Origin of the sequence: Pseudoalteromonas gelatinilytica (genome assembly GCF_001641615.1) — a bacterium.
GTDB lineage: Bacteria > Pseudomonadota > Gammaproteobacteria > Enterobacterales > Alteromonadaceae > Pseudoalteromonas > Pseudoalteromonas gelatinilytica.
The window spans coordinates 112,576-136,495 of record NZ_LRRU01000020.1 but is presented as its reverse complement, the minus strand read 5'-3'; the positions used below and the strand labels follow the sequence as shown (position 1 = coordinate 136,495).

Here is a 23,920-nt window from a genome sequence, read left to right as displayed (position 1 = left end):
ATTACTTCCTTAATCGTCCTCTTACGGTTTTGCTCGCACTGCCCGCAAGTTTTATTAAATTTTGTTCTGAGTGTGCATGACAAATAGCGATTGCTAAAGCATCTGCGGCATCGGCTTGAGGGGTACCAGGCAGCTTTAAAATGTTTTTAACCATATGCTGTACTTGGGACTTATCGGCTCCGCCATTACCTACAACGGCCTGCTTAATTTGCCTAGCTGAATATTCATAAACTGGCAGCTCTGCCATTGAAGCACCAACAATCGCTGCACCACGTGCTTGGCCTAGTTTAAGTGCCGAGTCGGGGTTATGCGCCATAAACACTTTTTCGATAGCAAAACTGTCTGGGGAGAATTGCTCTACCAATTGACTGATCCCTTGGTAAATCATTTTTAAGCGTACAGGAAAATCATGATCGGCCAGTTTAATGCAGCCACTGCCTAAATAAGTGAACTTAGCACCTTGGTGAGCAATCACGCCGTACCCTGTTAATCGTGAACCAGGATCAATCCCTAAAATAATCGCCAACTAACTGACCCGTCTATTATCATTATTATCTGCGGTTAATAATGCCAGAGCACTGTATAAATTACCAGTAACCAATTGCAATTCATAAAAAATGCCCGCAATTGCGAGCATTTTATAGTCAACCTTTAAGTAAGACATTTACGCGAGCGAGCGTAATAAGCCTTGGGTATTTTTTCGCATTGTGCGGGCTATCATCAAATAGCCCAAACATGCCACGAATAAGCCACCGACTGCTGGGCCAATCACCCAAATATGAGGGTGGAACTTACCTGCTAAATCGAACATCTGTTTTTGCACTATCAACAGGGCAATATCACTGACAATGGCAGCCACTAAGCCTGCGGTAACGCCTAATAATAAAAACTCATATAAGGTGGCATTTTTAATTAAGCGCCCTTTGGCACCTAAGGTTCGCAAAATAACAATCTCTTGCATTCGCTCGCCTAAACTTGCTTGCACTTGCGAAATAAGCACTAAAGCGCCACAGGCAACCACAATCGCGAGTACAAAGCCAATCGCTAACGATACTTGCTCTATGGTTGAGCGAATTTGTTTAATGAAACTCTCAACATCTATCACGTTAACCGTGGGGTATTGACGCATTAGCTCATTAAACTCTCGTTTTTTCTCTGCTTTTACATTCACTGATGAAATATAAGTAGCAGGAAAACTCGCTAGCACATCAGGGCTTAAAATAATAAAGAAGTTAGGTTTAAGCGTTGTCCAATTAACCTTGCGCACACTGGTAATTTTTGCATCGAATGATTGTGCACCAATTAAGAAGGTAAGCGTATCGCCAATTTTAACATCAAGGCGTTCAAGCATCGACTCTTCGACCGATGCCTCGGCAACAGAGTTTTCACTAAACCATGCACCGTCGATAAGCTCGTTTTGATTAGGTAAGTCTTTACGCCAAGTTAGGTTTAACTCACGGCCAATACCAGAGCGGGCTTCTTCGTCTTTCTTTTCGTTGTCTTCTTGCGATACTTCGCGGGCAACCAACTCACCATTAACGGCATTTACGCGACCACGCACAACCGGATAGAAATCAGACGTGGGCATATCGTTTTGTGCTAAGAAGCTCGTAATAGGCTCTAACTCTTGCTCAGTAATGTTCACTAAAAATGAATTAGGTGCATTTTCAGGAAGCTGAGACTGCCAGTCCGAAATCATGTCGTTCTTAAGTACAATTAAAAACAGTAATAGCTTGATAGCCAAAGCAAAGCTAATTAATTGTACCGCATTCACATTGGCACGCTTTTGAATTGACGCAATCGCCAATGACCAACTATTGCCCGGACTCAAGCCAAGTTTGCGGCCACCACCAAAAATAACCTTTGATAGACCAAATAACACAGCAATTAAAAATGCCGTCGAAAGGAACAAAATTGCACTTATTTTGATGTTATTACTAAATAACCACATCAATAAAAACACAGTAAGTGCCGACATAGCCAAGTGCACTTTACTTACTAATAAACGGTCACCTAAGTTACGGCGAAGTACACGCAGCGGCGGAATATCGAATAAATCGAGTAGCGGTTTAATCGAAAACATTACCGCACAAATCACGCCTGTGCTAATTGCAATGATCCAAGGTTTTGCCGATGCACTAGGCAGTGCTGAACCCATGGTTTGTGCTAAATAATCAGTGGCAATCGCTTGTAAACCATAACCAATCAGTAAACCCACAATCACCGACATTGAACATACAAGGCTTAAGTGCAGTAAATAGATTTTACGGATCATAGCGCGACTTCCGCCAAGCGTTTTCATCATCGCAACTGGGTCGTACTGACGTTCACAATACCGTTTTGCCGATACCGCGATAGCAACAGCAGCTAAAATAATGCCAAGCAAACCTGCTAGCAATAAGTAACTCTCAGCGCGATTTAAACTATTAGAAATTGGTGACTGGCGGTCTTTAACACCATACCAATTTTGGTTTTCTTTCATTTGTGGTTTTAACCACGCATAAAAGGCATCTAAATTGTCTTTGTCGCCAGCATAAAGTTGACGGTAAAATACCCGACTCCCCGGCTGAATTACCTCTGTAACAGCAATGTCTGCTTCATTGATTAAGATCCGCTGGCTGCTTGAAAACACATTAAACGGCGCATCTGGCTCTTCAGCTACAACATGACTAGCCGTAAACGTAGCTGCGCCAAGCTCTACTTTATCGCCCACGTTAATATTCAGCGCATAAAACACCGATTCACTTAACCATACTTCACCACGGCTTGGGATCTCGGTTGTTACTTCTGCTTGGCCAGTCAGGCTAGTTTTTACTTTTAACTCACCTTTTAACGGATAGGTGTTTGATACCGCTTTAACCGAACCAAGCTGCATTTCGTCACCTGCAAATAACATGGTGTCGAAGTAGGTTATTTTTGCGGTGCGTAAGTTATCTTGGTTGGCTTTTTCTAAAAACTCGGCAGGTAAAACATGGTTACTTGCTAAAACGCGATCAGCAGCAATAAAAGCACTGCTTTTTTCTTCAATACTTTGGCCAATACGGTCGGTAACCATGGACAGAGTTAAAACAGTGAGAACAGCTAAGGCTATTGCTGCACTGATCACTGTTAATTCGCCACGCTTAAACTCACGTGAAAACAGTTTTAGTGCTAATTTAGCCCACATTCGCTTGCACTCCTTCGCTTTCTTTTACAGTAACTAACTGCCCTGCTTCAATGTGTAAAATTTGCTGACACTTTTGTGCAAGCTGCTCATCATGGGTTACTAAAATAAGTGTCGTGCCGTGCTCTTTATTTAGTTCAAATAATAGAGACTCAATTAACTTACCGTTTTTGCTATCTAGGTTTGCTGATGGTTCATCGGCAAATAAGATTTTCGGTGTGCCAATAAATGCACGCGCAATTGCTACACGTTGCTGCTCACCGCCAGATAATTGCGATGGGTAATGACCCACGCGATGACTCAAGCCTACCTTTTCAAGTAACTCAAGTGCTTGTTGTTTAGCGTCTTTGCTACCCGCAAGTTCTGCCGGAAGCATTACGTTTTCAAGGGCTGTTAAGCTTTGTACAAGCATGAAAGACTGAAATACAAAACCTACTTTTTCAGCGCGAAGTGCTGCGCGTGCTTCTTCATCTAATTCATGTAATGCGGCTCCGTCTAAATGGATACTGCCGCCAGTTGATTGGTCAAGGCCCGCCAATAAACTTAATAAAGTAGACTTACCCGAACCAGAGGTGCCCACCACGGCAACTGAGTCGCCCGACTTGACATTAAAGCTGATGTCACTGAGGATGGTCAGGTCGCCCTCAACCGTGGTGACCGTTTTAGAAAGTCCTTTAACTTGAATGATGTTTAATTGAGAAAGCGCTGACATATGATGCATCCAATCCTACGTTTTATATTCGTTTTACTGTTAGTAATCAAACCACTTACGGCAGCAGCTGACAACACAATTTTAATTCTAGGTGACAGTTTAAGCGCCGCTTACGGACTTAAACAAGAGCAAGGCTGGGTTAAATTGTTACAAGATAAGTACGATGAAAAAGACCAATCTGTATACCTAGTAAACGCCAGTATTAGCGGTGAAACCACAGGCGGTGCCCTAAGACGGCTCGACGCGTTACTGAGCGAATTTGAACCCACTCATGTACTCATTGAGCTTGGCGGAAACGATGGTTTACGAGGTTTCCCTATTAAACGCCTGCAAGCTAACTTACGTGATTTAATTGCAAAAAGCCAAAAAATTGGGGCGAAAACCGCCGTAATGGAAGTACAAATTCCACCAAACTATGGCCCCCGTTATACCAAACTTTTCACCGATAGCTTTAAAACCATTGCCGATGAAACAGATTCTGAGCTCATGCCCTTTTTCATGCTTAGCATTGCAGGCCGTCCAGAACTTATGCAAAACGATAACCTGCACCCTAATGCCGATGCTCAACCATTAATACGCGACTTTATGTACAAAACGATCAATGATTGGCTAGATTAACCTCTAGCCCATTGATTTAATGTGGATTACCTGAACAATAAACAAGCAATCAAACTGCGGGGATATTGATTTTTATAAAAAAAGCCGTACTATGGCTTGCAACGTCGGCATATAGCGCAGCTTGGTAGCGCACTGTCATGGGGTGTCAGGGGTCGCAGGTTCAAATCCTGCTATGCCGACCATTTAATTCAATAACTTAGCCCCCTTTCTTTATAGGTTATTTTCTGCAAAATCTCTATGTGTAGCCAATCTGTAGCCACTAAAGACTTCCCCTTAGATACATCAAAAATAGCAAGTATCTATTAGTTTGCAGTTCCAACATAAATTAGTTATGTTATCTTCTAGGCTGAAGCTAAATACATATACAGTAATTAGGGATGATTTTAATGAAATTCGTAATTGTTCAAAACAATGTTGGCGAAACAATAGCTATTGAATCGAGTAAGGCTGGTAATAGGATTGTTTATGGAACATATGAGGCCGATAATTCACAGGAAGCTTTGAATAAGCACCTAACAACAAAACCCGCCAGTCACAAGAATAACGACAATAACCCAAAAAAAGTACAAATAAATAGTGAAAAAGTAAAATTGAGTGAGTCTAGCTCTCGCATGGTATTACTTCACATCATTCACTTTTTAGCGCTTTTTGGAGTCAACCTTCATCAACAAACCAAGACGATGGGCACTTATTTTACGACAACCTCAACATCTTGGGAATTCATGATTAACCCTGCTGGAATTATCGCTGTACTGATATCTTGGATAGCTTGCAGTATTGTAGGTTCAATTTTAAAACGCGTCACAATGCTATACAACAACTCGATCGAATGATCAAAGTGAATGCCGTTACACATATGTAAGCGTAGTGCTTTATAACGTACTGGTTGCGAAACTCCCTTTTTACGATGTCTGAAAATACCCTAAATAAACTTAGCTAGCTTTGTATATTGCTCTAAGCTGTTTCGTAAGCCCCACACACCAGAAAAGCCGTTTCTTTGTAGATATCTAAATAGGCTTTTACGAGTCCAAGTATTTCCCCAATTTGTCAAAATCCCCTTATTATTAAGGTGGTTAACTAACGCATGGTAACTAGGGTTTTTGTATCTGCTGGATTGATTTAGCAACTCCACCAGCGTTTTAAAAATTAGTTTATCGTTTTCAATTCGATATGAATGTTTCATAAATCCCCCTTTATTAAGTCATATTATACCCTTTTATGCGCTAATGTTTACTTGGCAGCATCAAAGCATGTCTGAGTAAATTTCACCTCAAAATTCAAGTCATTAATAAATATTTAAATTTTCTAAGGAAAGATATGTTTTTTCTAAAAGCGATAAATCAACTCCATCAAACACAAAGCCTGACTGGAGTTTAAAAGGCAATGAACTTATAAATAATAAATCTGGGAACACATATGATACCTCAGATTTAGAATATGCTCTAAAAAAGTACGGTCATAACGCAATTGCTGCCATTTGGCATAAAGGTCAATTTTTATGTAATTTAACAACTCTATATAGTCAGTCTGGGATTTATAAAAATCATGGTATGAAAGAGTGCGATGCGTTTATAGAAAGCTTCGACGATACTAACCTAGCTGTTCTAAACAACAATGAAATTGATATATCCTTGCCTAGCCTTAAATTCATGAATAAAGAGTTCGGATTAGCGGGAATCAGAACCCTTTAAATTGTTATTAATAAACTATACAGTTTTTAAGCAAGACTATGGTGAAAATTTAGGCCACATATTGTAACCGATCTCGGGGTTATTTGACTGATACTCCCTAATTAATTCCACCTCTCGTTTATTAATTTCTTTTGTATCAGTTGATTCAAAAATAATATCTTTTGTGATGGTAAGGCTCTTACGTTGCTCAGCTGAAAAGTCTGCTGCCACCAAATCAGAATTAACGCTTCCAAAATAAGTGAACGTATTAGTAAGATCTTTTCCTATATAAATTTTACCATTCGGATAAGTGATTTTATAAATAACTTTTGTAGCCATGTGCTACCCATGCTCCTTGTTATGTAAATACTAAGAAATTGTTAGCTTAGTTCTTGATACCTAACAACCACTAACCAATTGAATTTTAAAGACTAAGATAATTTTAAGTTAGGTGTTAAGTTAAAACGCCAACTTTCCTATTTTAGCCTTTTCTATACACGGTAGTCCTTATTGCCTTGATAAACCACCCTATATTTAATCAGCTATTTAAATTATTTATAGAAAGTTACTTAACTACCTAACACAAATAAGAAAAGCCCTTATAAACAAAGGGCTTCAGGATAGGTAGGTAAATTTTAAGTGCTTAACTTTTCTTAACTAACCTAACAGGTAATGTAAAAGAAGCGGCTATAAACTACTTAATTTATATCGCGTTTGATTCCCCCCTGCTTTTTTGGCTTGTAAATGCCCCTCGCGGCTCAACTGCTTTAATGCTTTACCAACAACACCGCTTGTATATGAGTTTAACTTTTTATCTTCATAAATTAACTCACCAGCAGAGAACCACCCATTTATGCACTGTGGCCTGTCTATTTCATTAATAGAATCTATCTTGCTGGCTGGCGCTATGTAATTATCGTATAGGTAACTATATGCAAAGCCTTTATCTTGATAGCTGTCGTTAACCTTGGCTATTTGCTGTAAATCTTCATCTTTAAGCATCCAGCCATAACCATCTAAATATAGTTGTTGAACCTCAAGCCAAAATTGAATTAATTGCGACTCATCTACACGTTTAAGCGATCCTGTACCGTCATAGTGCCACCCTAGTAACTTGTTTAGCTTATCCATGTTAGCGGCTTGTTCCATTTCAATAACAGCAAAGCGGCTTGAGCCTGTTTCATCTTTTAAAAACTCGCTACCGTTAACCGTGGCAATAAAATGTGTTTGCCGTGGCTTTTTAATGTCTAGCCTTGCATAAGGCGGGCGTACAGTATCAACCTTATTAGTAATAAACGCTTTTAAACTACCTTGTGAGTTTTTACTGGTGCGTTCAAGTTCGCCTAGCTCAACGATAAACGAACGAATACACGATAAAACACTGTCCTTATCATCGGGGTTTAATGCTGCCCCTTCTAAAAAAGCATGTGGGATTATTTCAGCAAACCGAGAAACAAACGCGGTTTTTCTAAAAGATTGATTACCCTGTAATACAGGCACAAGCTTACTATTAAAATTATCCTCATAAAGAGAAGCCACACAGCCCACCAGCCAGTGCTTTAATATAGTATCGGCTAGTGCTTCATGTTTAGCATTTAAACAGCTAATAACGGCACTCACGCGCTCTTTACCATCCCATTTTTCACCATCAAGGTATAACTTTACTGGGTGGTATTTTGTTTCCTCACATAACGCGACTAAATGTGTACCTATTGCCTTTTCAGGTAAACCATAAATATTTGCAGCAGAAATAAGCTTACTATTAATACTGTCGAAAGAATCAGCAATTAAGTCGCCAAACATATCACAAACTTCATTATTAAACGTCATCATATTGAGCCTAAACCCTAAACCGCAAAAGTTACCTAAGTCAGCTAAATTTTGGTTCGTGTTTAATACCCTTACGTTACCTTTGCTGTCCTCCTTTAAATCAGTAAAGCGTGGTCTATCTAAAACCGTATTTTGAGGCAGCTCTATTTCGTAATTTTTGTGTGGTGCTGGTACGTTTATACTCATAGCTTAGCCCCCATAAATAGCGTTTGGCTTCGCTGGTTTTGCTTATGTATTTTGTACTCTTTTAAGTTGTGCTTATGCAAATCAGGAAAGTACGTTTCAGCAATTTGTTTTAAGGCGCGTTTATAGTCCCCCTGATAAGAGCGCATGACCATAAAATCAAATTTATCTATGCACAAACCTGTGGCGCAGGGGTCGCTTTCGTGATGTGAATAATATCGCTCCTTACCATCGGTATGGCTTGTTAATATATGAGCGCCCGCTTGCTTGCTGGTGGATTCTGGCGGTAAATACGCTTTACCTTGTGCTTTATAGCCATAACTCAAAAGCAGTTCATGCCAAGAATACGCACTGTTAACAGCATCTATAATAGATACCTGTTTACCTAACAGCTCTGTTTTATACGGTAGCTTTATAGGTATTTGACTAGCCTGTTCTATTTGCTGCTGTTGCTCTACTAAAAATGCACGTGCTTCTTGTAATAGTTGAGAAGAACACACATCAAACGCACTGCCCTCACCTATTTTATACTCGTAGGTATCTCCTTTTAACCTAACAGGTAAATACATAATTTGCTGTGGACGTTTGGCACAATCATCAGCCATAAATATATAGCTTAAATAACTCTCCACCAGCGCCCAAACCTCATAAGTAATAGAAGCGGCTAGTTGTATGTAAATCCTATAGCGGTTGCCTTTATCGCCTTGCTGGTGGCTTGCTGTTGAATGGATTATGTAAGAGTGTATAGCCATACCTTCGAGGGTGTCGGCTATGGATTCTAAATCTAGTTTTGTATCGTCTAAATCTAACCGTATTAGCGTAAAGTTATCATGCTGTAATATGGTCTCTTTGGTTTTGTTGGGCGCATCGGTGGCAGCTATAACGGGACTTTTAGCCTTTGCTTCTTTTACTGTTAACGCGCCCAAGTTTATCGGGTTTTCAATTTTTAGCTTAAGCTCATGCCAATTTATATACGTAAAATCAGCGGTTACATTGTGGCTTTTACCGTGTAAAAAATTAAGCATGTTTAAGCCCTCTATTAAAAATAACATTTGTAAGTGGCGTGTTCGTACTAGCGCTCATACTCAGCAAAGTTTTAAATTTATTGATATAATAGAGAGCGAAACATGCCTCTATAACTAGCCCTTTAGTGAGGGCTTTTTTTTGCGTAATCATAAAGCCCCCGAATTAATCAAGGTGATAATTAAAGCTACTAATTGAAAAATTATGCATAATATTGCAGATAAAATATCATTAAGCTTTACACTCACTTCTGAATTAAGTAGCTTATCAATCGCAAGCATCATTTTTTTGCATCTTACAAAAGGGTTCATTATTTTGCCCCCTTTTTTGGCTGGTGGTTAGTCGCCAAACTATCCCCACCAGTATTTGAATTAGAAGCCAATACAGTTTGCGCTGTATTGGCTTTTTCTTTATATAAACTAACTTGTTCAAAACTCATATAAGCCTTATCAACGGGATTACTTATCACCTCTTGAACGAGTGGGCAATACGCTTTTACATGGTCTATAGTAAATGGCACACCCCGCTTTTTAAGTTTGCTTAAAATACTGTGTAAGTTATAAATGCCTATGTAACGTGCCATTCGCGTGTTAATTGAATACCCTGTAAGCAGTAGTCGTAAAACATAGTTAATTTGCTTTTCGTACTTTTTAGGGGTAGATAAGCCAAGTTCTAAACAGTTTGCGATATTTATACAGCAAGGCTTTAATTGAATAGCATGCTTAACTGAAAGGTTATCGTTTGTCATAATCAAACCTCCTTACTTGCTAACCAAGCATCAAGGTCGGATTTTCTATAGACACAGCAGCGGCTGGTTATATGTATTTTTTTAGGAAATTTTTCTTTGCTCTCACCGAGGCGGTAGAGTGTTACTTTACTGATACCAAGGTACTTTGCAGCATCAGCTAAGCGAAGATGTTCTTCTGGGAATGTTTGTTTCATAGTGAAACCTCAAGTAGTTAATCGAGGCTTCATTGTATTAAGCATTATTTGAAAGCAGGGGGATCAAAAGTGTACCTACACAATTTCACCCTTTTGAATGAATATTGGATCATCAACTAGATCAATAAAAGGCATTTTAGTTGGGGATAATTCTATTTTTGTTTTTTTTCTTTGCTCGATTTCAGAGTTTAAGTATTTAGCTAGCTTATATTGGCTTCGCTTGACGGCTTGGCTTACCCAACTTGGATTACCAGTTAATTCATTAATAACTGGTATTGTGTAAACTCCCATTTCTTCAAATACTTTAATAATTCCATAGCACAAATGAAGAGATTTTTTATACTTTTGCCAGTCTTTTCTCAATGGCCTCAACAAATATTTTAAGTCCTCCTGAGCGAAAGAAGGACTGTTTAGCTTCTCCTTATAAATCTCATTAAAATTATTACTAAAATTATCGAAAGCATAACCGTCATCATAATTTTGATAAAAAGCTAATGACCTGACCAAGTAATTATTCCAACTATATGTTATTTCTTTATTTGACTTTTCATTTCCAATAAAGTGAGTATATGCTTGCCAAAAAAATAGAGCCCTCACAAACCTTTTTTTACCTTTGTTAAGGCAACTATCGATCCTTGGCCATTTTTTTGGGTTTTCAAAATGTAAATTAATTAAATAATTTAGCTTTTTCTCCCTTAGTATGGCTTGCAAAATAGCATCATAGAAATCTTTTCTATCTTTGATTTGTTCCAATTCAGGGTAAGAGATAATCGAAATATACTCAGCGGCTATCAAAGTTGCTTTATCTATTTCAGGAATTACATGATCCACTGAAGGTAAACCTATTAGTTGGTCAAATTTATCTACCGAGTTAGAAAGCATCATTCTGTCAATTTTGAACATTACTTATTCCCATAGTTTCTTCTTTATTATCTAAATCCATAAACTTTAAAACTAAATCAAGATATGACTCATCATGTCTCAAATAGTTAGCAGCAATCATTGAACCATCTTTATGACCTACTAAACCTGCGATTGTAAGTACAGGCACACCACGCGCCACCAGCGATGATATAAAGTTATGCCTAAATGAGTAAAAGTCTAAGTTTTCGGTAATACCAGCAAGCGCTTTAATTTGTTTCCAGTGTCGCAAGTGAGCTTTACGCTCTAAACTTTTACCAGTGCGTTCTGATTTAAATATTAAACCGCTTTTAGCCTGTTCTTGTTGTGCTGCCCAGTTGTCAAACACGAACTTTAATTCACCCGTTACAGGGAATTTAACCTTTCGGCTATTTTCTGCTTTTTTAGTTTTACTAGGTGTAAAGATAAGTGTGGTTTGATTATTAAATTGGTTAAATAGTAAGTTTTCCCATTTCAAATTATAAATGTCGGCTGGGCGCATACCCGTTAAACGCGCAATATGGCAAAAGGGAATAAACCAGTGCGGATAAGTGTGGTTATCTAAATTTATTAAGTGGCTTTTACCGTGGGCTATGCTTGAGCGCCTTTTCATTTTTAAGCTATCTGCGTAAAGCGCTAAGCCCTCACTTATTTGTTGTTTAACCTTATCGCTGAATATATCGCGCTGGTGGCTTAGCTTTTCGTTGTGTTCTTCTAGATCGTCTTGCTCTTTAATTGTGAGCGCTGGCAGCGTAAAGTTTTTAATAGGATTAACTTTTAGAATTGGCTCACTCACCCCTCTTAATGGCTGGGCAGCATAATTAAGCATGGCTTTAAATGCGCCAAAATCTCTTATGAGCGTTGAACGCATAATGCCTTTACTTCTGCGCTTGTTGTACCAGTGTAAAATATCAGCGCTATTAATCTTGTCCATATCGCGATCAAATAGATGCGAGAAGTTATGCTTTATGCCTTTTAACGTACCCGCGCCATATCTGTAATTATCTATTTTGTGGGGGGTGTAAATGGATTCGAAAAACTCACCTACCTTTAAATATACATTGGCGGCTTTTTGTTGTTCTTCTTCTCGTTGTATTTGGGCTAGTTCTTCTTTGTAAGAAAGTGGATCAATCCCCTCTCTTAGTTTGGCTTTCCATGAAATTGCCTCTGCTGCTGCTTGGTTTGGTTTAATATTGGTATCGGCAATAGTCGCGGTTCTGCGCTTACCCAATAGATCAGTATAACGCAAACGCCAAGCTCCGCCTTGGGCAAGTTTTAAATAAAAGAAGCCAGAAATTTTATCGCACCCTAACTGCTGTCGTGGTGTCGCTTCTTTTTTAAATGCTGTTAATTTAGCTTGTGTAATAGAGGTTAAATCTGCCATGTTAAAACCGAGCGTGTAGCCAATCTGTAGCCAGTATAACCTAATTTTCAGAAATTAACAGATACCACAAGAAACAACAAATTATATAAAAACAAAAACTTAATATAAAAACATTAATCAAAACAACCATTAAAACTGTCATGGGGTGTCAGGGGTCGCAGGTTCAAATCCTGCTATGCCGACCATTTTTCTTCACCCTACTCAATAAGTTACTTAACTTATCTATTTACTTTATCGCACCTTTACTCTGTATTCTTTTATTTATATCGCACATTTATCGCACCATACTTAACTAAATTTATTTTCTCATTTTTAGGTTAGATTAAGTGTAGATTGGGGGGGATATATAGGAAGACAGCTAATGGCACCTTTGTTAACCTTCCTCACTATAGAATTTCATAAAAGCTTTTCAGATAAAAAATTTGTAATAGTCGGGTAATGAATCGTGGCAGCTCAAATATGACCTTATGCTTTTAGCTGTTAGGTTAGGGTTTCTGCTAACAGGTAGGTTTAAACGAGGTGCAGACAACGGCTCTAACACATTTTTGGATATAAATGAGTTAGAGGTGAAGGAAAGCTGTGTGCCAGAAGCAGACTATGGTAACGCCCTGTTAAGGTGTGAGCAACGCAAGACCGAAGCCAACGCATACCACTTTAAATACCAAACGCAATGCTTAGTAAAAATGCCACGCGTGGCGAATCACTCTTAAACAGTTTGTTAGCAATCTACTGCACCTTGATCAGTATCGGAACTTTCATTTCATGTATAAGTCTTCGATCAATCACATGAGAAACCTGCTCGACTACATCTTGAATTTTTTTGCTTCCTTTGAATAAGGCTGGATCAATACAAATATCTTCTGAGTCAAAGAAAATAAATCTATTTATCAGTCTTTCAAAGTCAGAAAGGTTATCTTTCGCATCCTTCAACCATTTAGAATAATAATCAAACTTCTTTAGCCATGTTATTACGATAATGGTTTCTAATTTTGACGGTATAACATCAAAGGTAAATGTGGGTAACTCGCCATTATTTGATTGCATATAGAAATCTTCAGCAATCCCATCATATAACGAGATACAACTAGAACAAGATACTCCCAGATTTCGAGGAACCACATGCCATATCGTCTCTATTTCATCATAACTCTGTTTTTCTATTACAGACATTAAACTCTTCATTAAAGGAGTTAGCTCCTTTTCTATACTATAAGCAAGGTAATCATGGCGGAGTTTACCAAACTGCAACTTTTCATGCCTAATTTTAGACTCTCTCTGTCTAGCCAATTCGTAACCAATTGTTCGATATGATAAATAACACGCGTGTTCATCATTAAAGGGCTCTAAACCATTTTTTTCGAAAACAGAAAAAATCGCTTCATGTTTAACACAAAAGCCCGGGAAAGTAGATGCGCTGGCGATTCTTTTTTTCCTAAACTGAACTGAGAGATTCCCTGTTTTTACGTCATATGACCTAGCTATATTTGAATCTAAGGCATAAACCTCTTTATTTTTATTAGAAATAGCTAATAGAGAACCCTGTTTTTGTTGTGAATGAGATTTTTGTGCTTCACCGGTGCACCCTTCAAATAAACAGTTAAATTTTAACTTTTCTATTTCTGACTCGATTTTATACAACCGTTGTTTTTCTTTCTTGAATTCTTCCACAGTCCCTTTCCTGAATGCTAACAATTTAATACCGACCCAGTGGATCGTTTTTCTACCGAGCCACGAGTTATTTTGATCATTATACCAGATCTATGGTACTTACTAACTTGTTGCTACAGATATACTTTTAATCATTATAGAAATTATGAAAAGGATAAAAACGACCAAATAGGTCGTTTTCCTGAATATAGGAGAAATTCATAGCAACTGGACATAAAATCATTGCTGAAAAATAATTTCCTAATGTCCGTTGTTCGCTTTTTTGAGGCATTCGCATAAGCACGTTTTTGGGGCAAAATGAGTTACGCATCAAGTTCGGCTCATGAAATTTCGCCACTTCAAGTTTGATTAAATTCTATTAATCTCTTCTGGCAAACCGAGTTAAAACTTCCTTAAATAAATTACATTTTTCGTTGAATTGGAAATGCTGATATTCACCCTTGGCAAAGCCAATACCTCTTTACAGTTCGTAACCCTAACCCTACCCTTTCCGCAACTTGCCTCTGAGTAGGCTTTTTGCCTGTTTCTTTTGTTAGCTGTTTAATGGCTTTCGCTACAATCTCATGAGAGTTATTTCGTTTTTTATCAGCCGTACATTTAGCAGCTTCACTTTGCCTTTGTCTTATTTCATCTTTTGATAGCTTAATTTTAGGTTTCGTACATAAATACTCTGGACAGTAACCAAGCAACTCTTCTAAGTACTCAGCTAAAGTTTCTTTTCTATAGTTATAAATTGTTATTTTGGCGGTTTTTGTTAAACCTTCTAACTCTTCGAGTGAGAAGCCAATCAGCTCATCATTAATTTTTATCAGCTTTTCAAAAGCTGTCTCTTTATTCAAGTGCTGAAAAGCAACAAATAGAATGAAAGCAGTTTTATCTCGTTTGCCTTTAGGTACTTTACCTAACTTTCTAAAATGAATTTGAACTGTGTTAATACACTTAAACCACCAATCCTTGATGTTGTGACCATATCGCCTTTGAATTTTTTGACGAGGTTTGCTGCTTGTGGGTTTATATGGCAGCCTAACAACTGTCGTTTCTTCTTTTATTTTTAATTTATCTCTTAGTGACCCCAAGTTTAGATAATTTATTAACTCTTCGAATTCGTATTTGGGGCCACCAGCTAAAAACCTTGCTTGCAAACCTGTCGTTCCATGAACAGAGCCTGGTATCCGAAGGTTTCCATTAAGTCTTTTTGATGCTGTAGAATCAACTTTCCATTGGGAACTTATACCTTTTAAACTATCAATATAAATTTGGGCTATGCTCTTCCACAGCTCCTTATTCGTTAGAGAGGCATCTACTGGTTCGTAAACCCAGTATAAATGTAGCCCTCCAGAACCAGAGAAAACGTAACCTGTAAACGGCGGTATTTTCTCTCTTTTGAAAATTTGCATGACCTCACCAATTAAGACTTTCTCAACCTCTCTAACTTTTTTCCCATAGATAACCTTTTTGATATCTATATCTATCCAATTAGCTCTTAAAAGGGCTAAATTTGATACTCTAGGCCATTCATAAAACTCATTTGGACTATAGTAAATATTTACTGCTTCACTTTTACAATTCAATACACCCTGAACATACCGGGTTGTTTTTCGCTTGAATGTTTTTAAATCTGTGACGCTTTTCGATCTACGATTTCCCAGTAAAAAAATCTTACAACCTGATTCGTGATTGTTACTAAAAAGCGCTCTTACATATTTTGGTGAATGAAAATCTATTAAATCGTAAAAGTCCTTTGGCGAGGCAATAGCGTACTCTGGCCACGACAAAGGTGGCCTTTCTTTTAAGGCAAGCATATAATTTGAAGATGCAAAATGCGGTTGGGGTATCGCCGGTCAAGCTGCCCCTTTCGCCTTCCCTACATCTTCACCCCTTCAAAACGAGCTAGCCATTGCTCAACCGTTTCCCGAATGAACAAACGAGATTTGCCTAACTTTATTGAAGGTGGCGCTAAACGCTGTATTTGATAGCTTTCTGGATTTTCACCAGCTTCTATTGCTTTAAATTGAGCACTAATTCGGTTGTGGATTGTGCGAGGTGATAATTGTAGTAGCTCAGCTAAGTCTTTAACTGAGATAGTTTGAGATGATGACATGACAGTCCTCCAATACGTTTAATGGAGCGAAGGGCATTGTTCATGCACGTATGCACGACGCTGCATATGCAGCCATGTCTTTCCTCTTTACGTATTGAAGGCAGCCATAAAGGCGCCTGTTTTCAGTCACCGAAGTGACTCCCTTCGCAGGAACGCAGCAAATGTGCGCATGTATGAATATAAGTGATGAAACGTGAACTATCAAGAGCTGTATTTAAAGAGTTGCTTTACCTCATAGAGCTCCCACACTTAAGCATTAACTTACTATTTCTCTCCAATCAATTTAACCCAATGCTCTAATGCAGCTAACTTAATATTTTTATCTTTATGCTCCCATATCAATTTTTCTAAGAACGCCAATGCAATGTATTTCTCTACAGGAGATTCTGTTAACTCTCTTGCAAGCTTTCTTAGTCTGCTATTTGAAACATGCCTAATTTTGCTAGCAACCGTTTCTGATTCACTACGCATAGAGCTATGATGATTCATTTATTTCCTCTTCCCTTTAACTAAGACTCGTCTGTTTTTATAAAATAAGACTGCGAAAAATATAACCAAGCTTATGATCATTATATTACTAGCGATCAATGCGCCCATATTAACCTCCAGAGCTTTCAAAATTAGCCGCACAGAGTATATGCCATAAGCCTATATTCATAAAACCAACCCCTTTTTATTGAGGCATCATGAGCAATATCCTCCTCTTTTAAAAGGGGCTACGCCCCCCGCTATGTCGAAGCGATAAATCGCTCGCTTCATAGCGGGGAGCTTGGTTTTTCGCGGCTTACACGCAGATTTTTATTTGCAGATTGCACATAGGCAACTTTAACGCTAACCTAATATTGAAATAGCCCAATGGGCATTTACAAAAAACGGCGCTGTTCAGCTGCCGACAACACGTAGTGAGGACCCTCACTCTTTTCAATTTAATAGTCATGTCTCACGCCACATTTAAGGCGTTATACCGGCGCTTTCTGCTGCCGCTTTCACGTAAAGAGGAAATAAATTAAGGCGAGATCGGTCCGAGCCTTTTGCATGTGCGAAAAACAGGGGCGAATAGGCTTCAGTGTCGCTGAGCAACCAAGTTGCCAGTTAATCTTACAACCTAGGAGAATGCCATGACTTTTAATGCAAATACTGAAGTCGCTTTGTTAAAAGCGCATACTAAACTACGTGCCCGTAAACGTCACAAATCATCCAAACTGGACAAATACCGCACTCACCTTTGCAAACTCTACGAAGCTGGTGCAAGCAAAGCTGAATTACAACGTTGGCTTGCAATGAGAGGTGTCAATGTAGAATGGACGACTGTTAAAAGGTGGGTCGATAAAAATGCCTAAATTCGCCAAAGCTGAAACTCAAGCAAAAAATGTTATTAAAGGACTAACCAAAGCACAGCGCATAAAGTCTTTGGGCACTGCCAGGAACTATATGCAGTCGATAAAAACGGTTGCCAACTGGTCTAAAGATATCGGCATTAATGGTATTCAGGCTATGACTATTCAGCAAGCACGTATGTATCTTGATTACAGAGCTGAGATCGTTGGTCAAAAAGCCCTGGATATGGAACGCCAAGCTATTCAAGCAATGATGCAATTAAACGGTAAATTACAACCGAAAGAAACACTCTACCGAGTAAAGTCATGTTTAGATGAGATAAAGCGCTCTCGTGCTTACACCACAGAACAAGCCAAAGCTATTTCACATAGACAAACGGAAAGAAATCAACTCGCAACACAAATCGCCTATGCGGCCGGACTTCGAGCTCATGAGCTACTAACACTTGCCAAAGCTAATGAACGAACTCCAGATAAGCGCCCTGCTCTAGACTCAAAATGGCAGGGCCGAAATGGTGAACTTTACACAGTAGTTGGTAAAGGAGGCTTGGTTCGACATGTACTTATTCCCAATATCCTAGCCTATCAGCTCGAGCAACAACGTTTAGCTCAACCAATCACAGTAGTAGACAGAGAAATTAACTATTCTCAGCGTTATAATATTGCTGGCGGTAAAAAGTGGTCGGACTCATTTTCAAAAGCCTCCAACCGCACTTTGCTGTTTTCCACAGGCGCACACGGCCTCAGGCACAGCTATGCCCAAGAAAGAATGGTTGAACTGAAATGCTTAGGGTTAAAATACGAAACGGCCTTGGAGACCGTTTCACAGGAAATGGGGCATTTTAGAAAAGAGATAACTAAGGTATACCTTCAGTGAATGTTCATAACTAATTGCTACTATTTAATTAAATGTTGCTAGAGTCTGAGCTGGTATGTACAATTGCCTTGTTTAAATTATATAAAACAATCAATATAAGAAATATGGAAATGACTGCTCACGTTGGCTACCACACTTGCAAATTAGAGAATGGATTCGATTACATTGTCGATAATATCCCCTTCAGAAGTGGCAATGGTGCTAACCAATGGCTAACTCAGGGCTACTACTTTTGGACTGACTCGGACTACTGGGCAAAAAAGTGGGGAATTTCTAATAGAAGAGTTATAGGTCAGTTCAATATAAATTTATGCTTTAAAAAAGAAGTACTAGATTTAGTAGGTAACGTTCAGCACCAATTAGAATTTATCCAACTAAAAGATATAATCCTTGCTAAACTTGATAAAGAAGAGACACGTAAAAGTGTTACTGTTAATCAAATATTAAGTAAGTTAAGGTGCTCGAAAGAAATATTTCCATATCTAGGCGTCAAAGCACAGGATGGAAGAACAGTAGAAAATATTGATTTTGTTGATCCAAAAATTAATAAATCAAAGTTAGGTTTAGTCACACCACAGCAACTTTGCGTTTTCGAGGAAGCAAAAGACCGTATTTTCTTAAATGGTTTCATTGAACCATCTGATTTCGCAGAAAAAATGCCTACAGCATGAAGGAGATTAATATGTTAAGTTTACAAGAACGTGTACTTTTACTTCAAGAAGAGTTATCTAAAGTTTCTGCTGAAGAGCTATACAACGAACTTCAAAGCTATGAGTCTGTTGGTCCATTAGCTCACGACTTTCTGTGTGATGTACAAAAACCTTATTCAAATGAATATTGGAAACAATCATTCAATAAATTCAATTTTGAAAAATTTTGTGATGATATTTATCGTGAGATTATGATTCTCGAAGTTACTTACTTAGAGGATAGTACAAGCAAAATTGTAACAGCTTGTAATGATGACGATTATGGTAACTCTTTAGCGGCTTAAAAATGAACATTCAACTATATACTAACAAGGCAAAAGAAATAAACCTACTTGATAAGGATCAAGTTGAAGGCTTTGATGAAATCGATGAATTCGGATTTCACTATGAGCCGAATTTTTCAGAACAAACATCTGATAAATTTAATATCTTTTTTGCCTTAAGGTTAAAAGTTAAAAATTCACACTTACTTTTGCTTGAGTATGAATCAACTTTTAAGCTAGATAGAGAACTTGACGATGAGTTTATACAATCTCACTTTCCACACGTAAATGCACCTGCAATAGCTTTTCCGTATATGAGAGCTTTTGTAAGTACGCTTTTACTCAATGCAGGGTATGACCCTATAATGCTTCCAAGCGTCAACTTTTCAGCTATGTACAAGGATATGCAAGAAAAAGTTAATTAAAGGAGTTGGTGTACATCTTAGATTTAGAACATGTACACCAAATCCTGTCTTTCTGAGCAATAAATTTTAATAACTAAATTTGACTATAAAATCTAAAGCTCAAGCAAACTACTATAGTCACAGATAGTAAAAAACTATTTTCAATTATAGAAAATTGGTGGTTGAAAAGTGCGATTGCTCTTTATTTAATGCTTTTACTCACCCTATCTCTTCTTTAACTGTCAATACTCCTTCATCAACTGTTCAAGTATAAATGGTGTTAGCTTTAAATATAAACGGCCTAGAGACGGTTTAGCAAGGGGTGGGACTTAGGGCTGAGATTACGACTCATTATCTGTAGTGAATATCAACTTTATGCATCAGAAAACGCGCTCTCTGAACCTCTCGCTCATTTGTAAATGTTGTGGTTATCACGTCTAGCAATTTAAAGAAATCACTCTCAACGGAAAAAAAGTCCCCTTTGGGTAAATTAGCAACATCAATACCAAATTTTTTAGCGAGCTTTATTATTTTCTTTTTATGATTAAAAAAAGAAACTTCTGAGTTCGGCATCTTTTTAATCCCACCCTTATACCCATTTGAATAGCTAATTACATAGTCTCTCAGTTCTTTAACTCTTCTTTTGTACTCATCAAAGTTAGACATTTTACCTTCAGATGAATTTGGGTAAATCAACTGATATAAAATATTGAAATCAACGCTTGATTGAGAGAGGTAATCTAGTCGATCAATTTCAGATTTTATGAATGATACGAAAAACTCTAAATTGCGAAGGTGGTTGTTAAAAGCCCTATCCTTTGATTGCTCAATAAAAGCTACATAACCATAAGCTACGCCAAAAATAGCCGTAAGCCCCGCTAAAAATTTATTTATTACAATCACCAACTCGATAAAATATTGGTGCCTATCATATATGTATTTTAGGCAACGATCTTGAATGCAAAAATCAAGTGAAAACGTTCCTGCTCCATTCATTTGCACCAACAGCAGGACTAAGAAAATGAAGTTTATGAAAGCATAAATACATGCCAGCTTTGTTATTTTGCTCTTCACTAGCATTAATAGTCCTTGATCTTAAATTCTGGCTCATAACGTGATAATTTATCAAGCTTATCTTGTGCAAACTTTTTATAGTCAGAGCCACCCTCTCCTTTTATAAAAAATAAAAGATGCTTTAAATAATGATATCTTTTATAAAAGTTGTATTGAGATTTTTTTCTGCTGTAGTCAATCACTATTTTATCAAATCGCTTTTCCGCAGAAATTTTGTCTGATTGCGATGGTTTGGGTCTTAAACCATCACTTCTAAGTATTTTTATAAGCTTTGCATGCTTGTCATTTTTAACACGACTAAGCTTATTAACTCTTCCTAAAATCCTTTGGTAATCGTTCCTGTATGATTTCGATTTTTGATCTTCTTGTTTTTCAGCTCTATGTTTCAGTTGATGAACAGCCGCCCTAATATTCTTTACTTCATCTTTAGAATATATAGGGTTTGGGAATGACACTACTAAGCCATGGACTTTAAGAGGCTCACTAGAAAGACGGTATACTCTAGTTTTATCAATGTTTTGTGGTAAGCCTTTTTCATTTAGCATTTCTTCTATCAGCTTAGATGTCCCGTTAAAGTCAAAATTGTGACTAGTAGAAGAAACAGTAATATCATCAACTAACCGCGTATAAGTTAGATTCAAACGCTTCAACTTTCTCACTAAGTATAATTCAACATCCCACAAAATAAGTGAAGCTATATAACTAGAGGTTAATGCTCCTTGCACAACTCTGTCACCATAACAGCATATATTGGTTATAATCTCAGAAACTTCATCAGAATACCTGAAGAGATTTTTAAACATATTCTTCACATGAAATTCTTGTATATTGTCAAAGAAATTAGAAATATCGACTTTCAAAATACTCTTTGCCCCACAGTGTTTATGAGCGCATTCAACATAATCCCGATTACCATTTTCAATGCTTTTAGGGATAGAACCATAAATGTAGGAGGGCCATCTTATACACTGTTTATTAATTCTATTATTAATGCGTCGCTGCAAAAACCTTACTTTTCGATGTGGGTTAAATATTTTCCTAATTGTTCCATCAGATTTCAAAATGGGGTTCTTAGGAGGCCTATATCTCTTATCTAGTGGCATGTTTAAGACATCATCGATATCAGATATGTCAATATTTAACACTTTTGCTAAATGAGCTTTCGACTTTATTGGACCGGCTTTAAACAGAGGAATATCTGGAGTGGTCATTTGACTAATAATTCCCTTTACAATTTTTGGAACAACCGACCCAGCACAAAAGTGCTAACAGGCTTCCGCCACACTATGAGACTCAAACCGCCTCTGAAAAAGAAAAACCAGTACAAGTCTCATAGCCTGGGTCGGTATCCTAAAGTGCCGAAGGCACGCAGCGGATTCGCCCCAGAGGGGGTTGCGAAGCAACTCTACTCTGGTCAGGGTGAATCACGCGACTGCGTCGGGGGTCCAGCACTAGGCCTAAAGGCCACCTTATATATCAAGGCAAAAGGGTTTTCTTTTTATCAATCAGAACAAGTTTGCGGACGAAACGTCCGTGAAGTTTTAACAATAACTCTAAATTCAGCTTATGTAAATATTGGCTACAATTTAAAACAAGGGGTTCTAGGACTATTTAAATCATATTAAACTTAAGAGACCAAGCCACAAGGGCTTTACTCCTTTTCTCCATGTACTCCTGCAAGTTATAAACCTTTTGCATCCCTTGCAACTGGTGGTTAAGTATCTTCTCAACCACAATCGGATCAGCGCCAATATCATCATCACCTAAGCGAGTCGCCATGGTTCTACGCAGGTCATGGGGCACGAACTTTGGTACACCTAGCTCTTTTTGTTTTCGGTTTATCGCCCTCGAAAGTGAGTGCCTATCGATAGATTGTTCACCCACGTTGCTTGTAGTACAGGTGGTACTTGGGAACACATACTTTGAGCGCAAATAACTAAATGAAGCTCTCAGTTCATCAAGCATGATTAGCATATTTTGATTAATCGGCACTTTGTGAATACGGTCCCCACCTTTGTTTTGTTTTACTCGCTCAGCCGGGATAGTCCACATCATCTTTTCAAAGTCAAATTCTTGCCACTGGGCACCAGTAATCTCTATCGGCCTACAACCAGTTAGAGCTATAAACTTCAAAGCGTAGATCACTTGTGTGCTTACGCCAAGCTTAGGTAGGCGTTCGAATACTTGTATCAATTCTTCAAACTCAAGAGCTCTTGTACGTGGTTTTTCAATACCGCCTACATTCTTTTTCTTGGCGGTGCTAATAGGGTTTCCCTGCATTAAGTCACGCTCAACAGCAAAATCAAACATCTGCTTTAATATTGAAAGGGTTTTGTTGGCTTGAGTCCCTGCTCCCCTATCTGTGATTGGGTCTAGAACTTTACTTAGTATTTCTCGGCGAGAAATATCTTTTAATTTAACTTTCCCTATAGCTGGTAACACGTCTTTTTCAAACATACGCTCTACTGCACTTGGGTCTTTACGATTAATTTTGATATAACGCTCTAGGAATTCTGTAACTAATTCTTGTACCGTTGGCGCTTCATCTTCTTGTTTTTGCGCTTTGGTTCTTTCTTTTTGTTCAAGGAATACATCTATTCCACGAGAAACATCACCAATATATTGCTTAGCGAGCTTTCTGGCTTCACCTACTGTTAGAACTGAAGATTTACCTAGGGCTAATCTTCTTTCTTTAGAACCTCGGCCACCTAAGCGATAATAAAGATAAAATACTTGGGAACGTTCGCCATCTTTATTTGGCTTACCAATGTTCAGATAGAAACCTGGGATTTCAGTGTCGTTTATTTTAGTAATTTCTAAAGGAATATTATTAAGTACTGACTCCGTTAATTTTGCTCTGATTGACGCCATTTTTCGCACACCCAACACATAGTTAAAAAATTTATCGCACAGTTATCGCACCAACTAGTTCTAACTCACGATTTATCACGTTACTTCACTATGTATAATTTACAGCGCAATTATTAGCAACAGCAATAACTTAGGTTTTATTTGGATACTTCACGATAGGTCACATTTGGTCATGATTGTACACGTATCA

25 protein-coding genes and 1 tRNA gene are annotated in these 23,920 nt (G+C 38.0%); 8 read left to right on the top strand and 18 right to left on the bottom strand.

Annotated elements, in window-relative coordinates:
- Position 1: 1 nt before the first annotated feature.
- The 3 genes from ruvC to NH153_RS13555 all read right to left on the bottom strand — a co-directional run bounded on the left by ruvC (position 2) and on the right by NH153_RS13555 (position 3,875).
- The gene (ruvC, locus tag NH153_RS13565) at positions 2-526 is read right to left on the bottom strand and encodes a crossover junction endodeoxyribonuclease RuvC (RefSeq protein WP_054561285.1); all 525 of its coding nucleotides are present in this window, start codon (positions 524-526) and stop codon (positions 2-4) included.
- A gap of 138 nt (positions 527-664) precedes the next feature.
- On the bottom strand, positions 665-3,166 hold the full coding sequence (locus tag NH153_RS13560) for an ABC transporter permease (RefSeq protein WP_063704726.1): 2,502 nt from the start codon (positions 3,164-3,166) through the stop codon (positions 665-667).
- Complete coding sequence (locus NH153_RS13555) at positions 3,156-3,875, bottom strand: ABC transporter ATP-binding protein (RefSeq protein WP_054561283.1); 720 nt, start codon at positions 3,873-3,875, stop codon at positions 3,156-3,158. Before NH153_RS13555 ends, NH153_RS13560 begins: the two co-directional genes overlap by 11 nt.
- On the opposite strand from NH153_RS13555, the gene NH153_RS13550 reads away from it, so the two are divergent.
- The 3 genes from NH153_RS13550 to NH153_RS13540 all read left to right on the top strand — a co-directional run bounded on the left by NH153_RS13550 (position 3,876) and on the right by NH153_RS13540 (position 5,326).
- Positions 3,876-4,493, top strand: a complete 618-nt coding sequence (locus NH153_RS13550; RefSeq protein ID WP_054553006.1) for an arylesterase — start codon at positions 3,876-3,878, stop codon at positions 4,491-4,493.
- 105 nt (positions 4,494-4,598) lie between these two features.
- Positions 4,599-4,675 (top strand) — tRNA-Pro (locus NH153_RS13545).
- Positions 4,676-4,879: 204 nt separating this feature from the next.
- Positions 4,880-5,326, top strand: a complete 447-nt coding sequence (locus NH153_RS13540) for a hypothetical protein (RefSeq protein ID WP_063704724.1) — start codon at positions 4,880-4,882, stop codon at positions 5,324-5,326.
- 89 nt (positions 5,327-5,415) lie between these two features.
- Here the strand turns inward: NH153_RS13540 and NH153_RS13535 are convergent, their stop codons facing one another.
- From NH153_RS13535 to NH153_RS13480, 12 genes are all read right to left on the bottom strand, one after another.
- Positions 5,416-5,676: a hypothetical protein gene (locus NH153_RS13535; protein ID WP_063704722.1), complete on the bottom strand. Its 261-nt coding sequence runs from the start codon at positions 5,674-5,676 to the stop codon at positions 5,416-5,418.
- A 544-nt stretch (positions 5,677-6,220) separates the two neighbouring features.
- Positions 6,221-6,502, bottom strand: coding sequence for a GIY-YIG nuclease family protein (locus NH153_RS13530; protein WP_063704719.1), 282 nt, complete (start codon positions 6,500-6,502; stop codon positions 6,221-6,223).
- Positions 6,503-6,850: 348 nt separating this feature from the next.
- Complete coding sequence (locus NH153_RS13525; RefSeq protein WP_082874069.1) at positions 6,851-8,179, bottom strand: VapE domain-containing protein; 1,329 nt, start codon at positions 8,177-8,179, stop codon at positions 6,851-6,853.
- The gene (locus NH153_RS13520; RefSeq protein ID WP_063704717.1) at positions 8,176-9,201 is read right to left on the bottom strand and encodes a hypothetical protein; all 1,026 of its coding nucleotides are present in this window, start codon (positions 9,199-9,201) and stop codon (positions 8,176-8,178) included. Before NH153_RS13520 ends, NH153_RS13525 begins: the two co-directional genes overlap by 4 nt.
- Before the next feature lie 308 nt (positions 9,202-9,509).
- The gene (locus NH153_RS13515) at positions 9,510-9,947 is read right to left on the bottom strand and encodes a hypothetical protein (protein WP_063704715.1); all 438 of its coding nucleotides are present in this window, start codon (positions 9,945-9,947) and stop codon (positions 9,510-9,512) included.
- A gap of 2 nt (positions 9,948-9,949) precedes the next feature.
- Positions 9,950-10,141, bottom strand: a complete 192-nt coding sequence (locus NH153_RS13510; protein WP_063704713.1) for a helix-turn-helix transcriptional regulator — start codon at positions 10,139-10,141, stop codon at positions 9,950-9,952.
- A 75-nt stretch (positions 10,142-10,216) separates the two neighbouring features.
- Positions 10,217-11,044, bottom strand: a complete 828-nt coding sequence (locus NH153_RS13505; RefSeq protein ID WP_063704711.1) for a hypothetical protein — start codon at positions 11,042-11,044, stop codon at positions 10,217-10,219.
- The gene (locus NH153_RS13500) at positions 11,031-12,425 is read right to left on the bottom strand and encodes a site-specific integrase (RefSeq protein WP_063704708.1); all 1,395 of its coding nucleotides are present in this window, start codon (positions 12,423-12,425) and stop codon (positions 11,031-11,033) included. The genes NH153_RS13505 and NH153_RS13500 overlap by 14 nt, the downstream gene beginning before the upstream one ends.
- A gap of 726 nt (positions 12,426-13,151) precedes the next feature.
- Positions 13,152-14,093, bottom strand: a complete 942-nt coding sequence (locus NH153_RS13495) for a hypothetical protein (RefSeq protein WP_063704706.1) — start codon at positions 14,091-14,093, stop codon at positions 13,152-13,154.
- Between the two features lie 434 nt (positions 14,094-14,527).
- Positions 14,528-15,868 (bottom strand): bifunctional DNA primase/polymerase, encoded by a 1,341-nt coding sequence (locus tag NH153_RS13490; RefSeq protein ID WP_156503644.1) that lies wholly within the window; start codon positions 15,866-15,868, stop codon positions 14,528-14,530.
- Between the two features lie 89 nt (positions 15,869-15,957).
- A complete protein-coding gene (locus tag NH153_RS13485) occupies positions 15,958-16,194 on the bottom strand; it encodes a helix-turn-helix domain-containing protein (RefSeq protein WP_063704702.1) in 237 nt (78 codons plus the stop codon).
- Positions 16,195-16,458: 264 nt separating this feature from the next.
- Positions 16,459-16,683, bottom strand: a complete 225-nt coding sequence (locus NH153_RS13480) for a hypothetical protein (RefSeq protein WP_063704699.1) — start codon at positions 16,681-16,683, stop codon at positions 16,459-16,461.
- Positions 16,684-17,312: 629 nt separating this feature from the next.
- Between NH153_RS13480 and NH153_RS13475 the strand changes: the two genes are divergently transcribed.
- From NH153_RS13475 to NH153_RS13455, 5 genes are all read left to right on the top strand, one after another.
- Positions 17,313-17,534: a hypothetical protein gene (locus tag NH153_RS13475; protein ID WP_063704697.1), complete on the top strand. Its 222-nt coding sequence runs from the start codon at positions 17,313-17,315 to the stop codon at positions 17,532-17,534.
- Positions 17,527-18,408 carry a site-specific integrase gene (locus NH153_RS13470; protein ID WP_063704696.1) on the top strand — a complete coding sequence of 294 codons (882 nt, stop codon included), beginning with the start codon at positions 17,527-17,529 and terminating at the stop codon, positions 18,406-18,408. The genes NH153_RS13475 and NH153_RS13470 overlap by 8 nt, the downstream gene beginning before the upstream one ends.
- A gap of 110 nt (positions 18,409-18,518) precedes the next feature.
- A complete protein-coding gene (locus NH153_RS13465) occupies positions 18,519-19,079 on the top strand; it encodes a hypothetical protein (RefSeq protein ID WP_063704694.1) in 561 nt (186 codons plus the stop codon).
- A gap of 11 nt (positions 19,080-19,090) precedes the next feature.
- Positions 19,091-19,402: a hypothetical protein gene (locus NH153_RS13460; protein WP_063704692.1), complete on the top strand. Its 312-nt coding sequence runs from the start codon at positions 19,091-19,093 to the stop codon at positions 19,400-19,402.
- A 2-nt stretch (positions 19,403-19,404) separates the two neighbouring features.
- Positions 19,405-19,806 (top strand): protein-export chaperone SecB, encoded by a 402-nt coding sequence (locus NH153_RS13455; protein ID WP_063704691.1) that lies wholly within the window; start codon positions 19,405-19,407, stop codon positions 19,804-19,806.
- A 330-nt stretch (positions 19,807-20,136) separates the two neighbouring features.
- Here the strand turns inward: NH153_RS13455 and NH153_RS13450 are convergent, their stop codons facing one another.
- From NH153_RS13450 to NH153_RS13435, 3 genes are all read right to left on the bottom strand, one after another.
- Positions 20,137-20,865: a retron Ec48 family effector membrane protein gene (locus NH153_RS13450; RefSeq protein WP_063704689.1), complete on the bottom strand. Its 729-nt coding sequence runs from the start codon at positions 20,863-20,865 to the stop codon at positions 20,137-20,139.
- Positions 20,865-22,070, bottom strand: coding sequence for a reverse transcriptase family protein (locus NH153_RS13445; RefSeq protein ID WP_063704687.1), 1,206 nt, complete (start codon positions 22,068-22,070; stop codon positions 20,865-20,867). The genes NH153_RS13450 and NH153_RS13445 overlap by 1 nt, the downstream gene beginning before the upstream one ends.
- Positions 22,071-22,470: 400 nt before the next feature.
- Positions 22,471-23,730: a tyrosine-type recombinase/integrase gene (locus tag NH153_RS13435; protein ID WP_063704683.1), complete on the bottom strand. Its 1,260-nt coding sequence runs from the start codon at positions 23,728-23,730 to the stop codon at positions 22,471-22,473.
- Positions 23,731-23,920: the final 190 nt, after the last annotated feature.

Bases quoted from the DNA above. Each gene is read 5' to 3' on its own strand.
- NH153_RS13560 (WP_063704726.1), bottom strand. From the start codon at position 3,166: ATGTGGGCTAAATTAGCACTAAAACTGTTTTCACGTGAGTTTAAGCGT.
- NH153_RS13555 (WP_054561283.1), bottom strand. From the start codon at position 3,875: ATGTCAGCGCTTTCTCAATTAAACATCATTCAAGTTAAAGGACTTTCT.
- NH153_RS13550 (WP_054553006.1), top strand. From the start codon at position 3,876: ATGATGCATCCAATCCTACGTTTTATATTCGTTTTACTGTTAGTAATC.
- NH153_RS13540 (WP_063704724.1), top strand. From the start codon at position 4,880: ATGAAATTCGTAATTGTTCAAAACAATGTTGGCGAAACAATAGCTATT.
- NH153_RS13535 (WP_063704722.1), bottom strand. From the start codon at position 5,676: ATGAAACATTCATATCGAATTGAAAACGATAAACTAATTTTTAAAACG.
- NH153_RS13530 (WP_063704719.1), bottom strand. From the start codon at position 6,502: ATGGCTACAAAAGTTATTTATAAAATCACTTATCCGAATGGTAAAATT.
- NH153_RS13525 (WP_082874069.1), bottom strand. From the start codon at position 8,179: ATGAGTATAAACGTACCAGCACCACACAAAAATTACGAAATAGAGCTG.
- NH153_RS13520 (WP_063704717.1), bottom strand. From the start codon at position 9,201: ATGCTTAATTTTTTACACGGTAAAAGCCACAATGTAACCGCTGATTTT.
- NH153_RS13515 (WP_063704715.1), bottom strand. From the start codon at position 9,947: ATGACAAACGATAACCTTTCAGTTAAGCATGCTATTCAATTAAAGCCT.
- NH153_RS13510 (WP_063704713.1), bottom strand. From the start codon at position 10,141: ATGAAACAAACATTCCCAGAAGAACATCTTCGCTTAGCTGATGCTGCA.
- NH153_RS13505 (WP_063704711.1), bottom strand. From the start codon at position 11,044: ATGTTCAAAATTGACAGAATGATGCTTTCTAACTCGGTAGATAAATTT.
- NH153_RS13500 (WP_063704708.1), bottom strand. From the start codon at position 12,425: ATGGCAGATTTAACCTCTATTACACAAGCTAAATTAACAGCATTTAAA.
- NH153_RS13485 (WP_063704702.1), bottom strand. From the start codon at position 16,194: ATGTCATCATCTCAAACTATCTCAGTTAAAGACTTAGCTGAGCTACTA.
- NH153_RS13480 (WP_063704699.1), bottom strand. From the start codon at position 16,683: ATGAATCATCATAGCTCTATGCGTAGTGAATCAGAAACGGTTGCTAGC.
- NH153_RS13475 (WP_063704697.1), top strand. From the start codon at position 17,313: ATGACTTTTAATGCAAATACTGAAGTCGCTTTGTTAAAAGCGCATACT.
- NH153_RS13470 (WP_063704696.1), top strand. From the start codon at position 17,527: ATGCCTAAATTCGCCAAAGCTGAAACTCAAGCAAAAAATGTTATTAAA.
- NH153_RS13465 (WP_063704694.1), top strand. From the start codon at position 18,519: ATGACTGCTCACGTTGGCTACCACACTTGCAAATTAGAGAATGGATTC.
- NH153_RS13460 (WP_063704692.1), top strand. From the start codon at position 19,091: ATGTTAAGTTTACAAGAACGTGTACTTTTACTTCAAGAAGAGTTATCT.
- NH153_RS13455 (WP_063704691.1), top strand. From the start codon at position 19,405: ATGAACATTCAACTATATACTAACAAGGCAAAAGAAATAAACCTACTT.
- NH153_RS13450 (WP_063704689.1), bottom strand. From the start codon at position 20,865: ATGCTAGTGAAGAGCAAAATAACAAAGCTGGCATGTATTTATGCTTTC.
- NH153_RS13445 (WP_063704687.1), bottom strand. From the start codon at position 22,070: ATGACCACTCCAGATATTCCTCTGTTTAAAGCCGGTCCAATAAAGTCG.
- NH153_RS13435 (WP_063704683.1), bottom strand. From the start codon at position 23,730: ATGGCGTCAATCAGAGCAAAATTAACGGAGTCAGTACTTAATAATATT.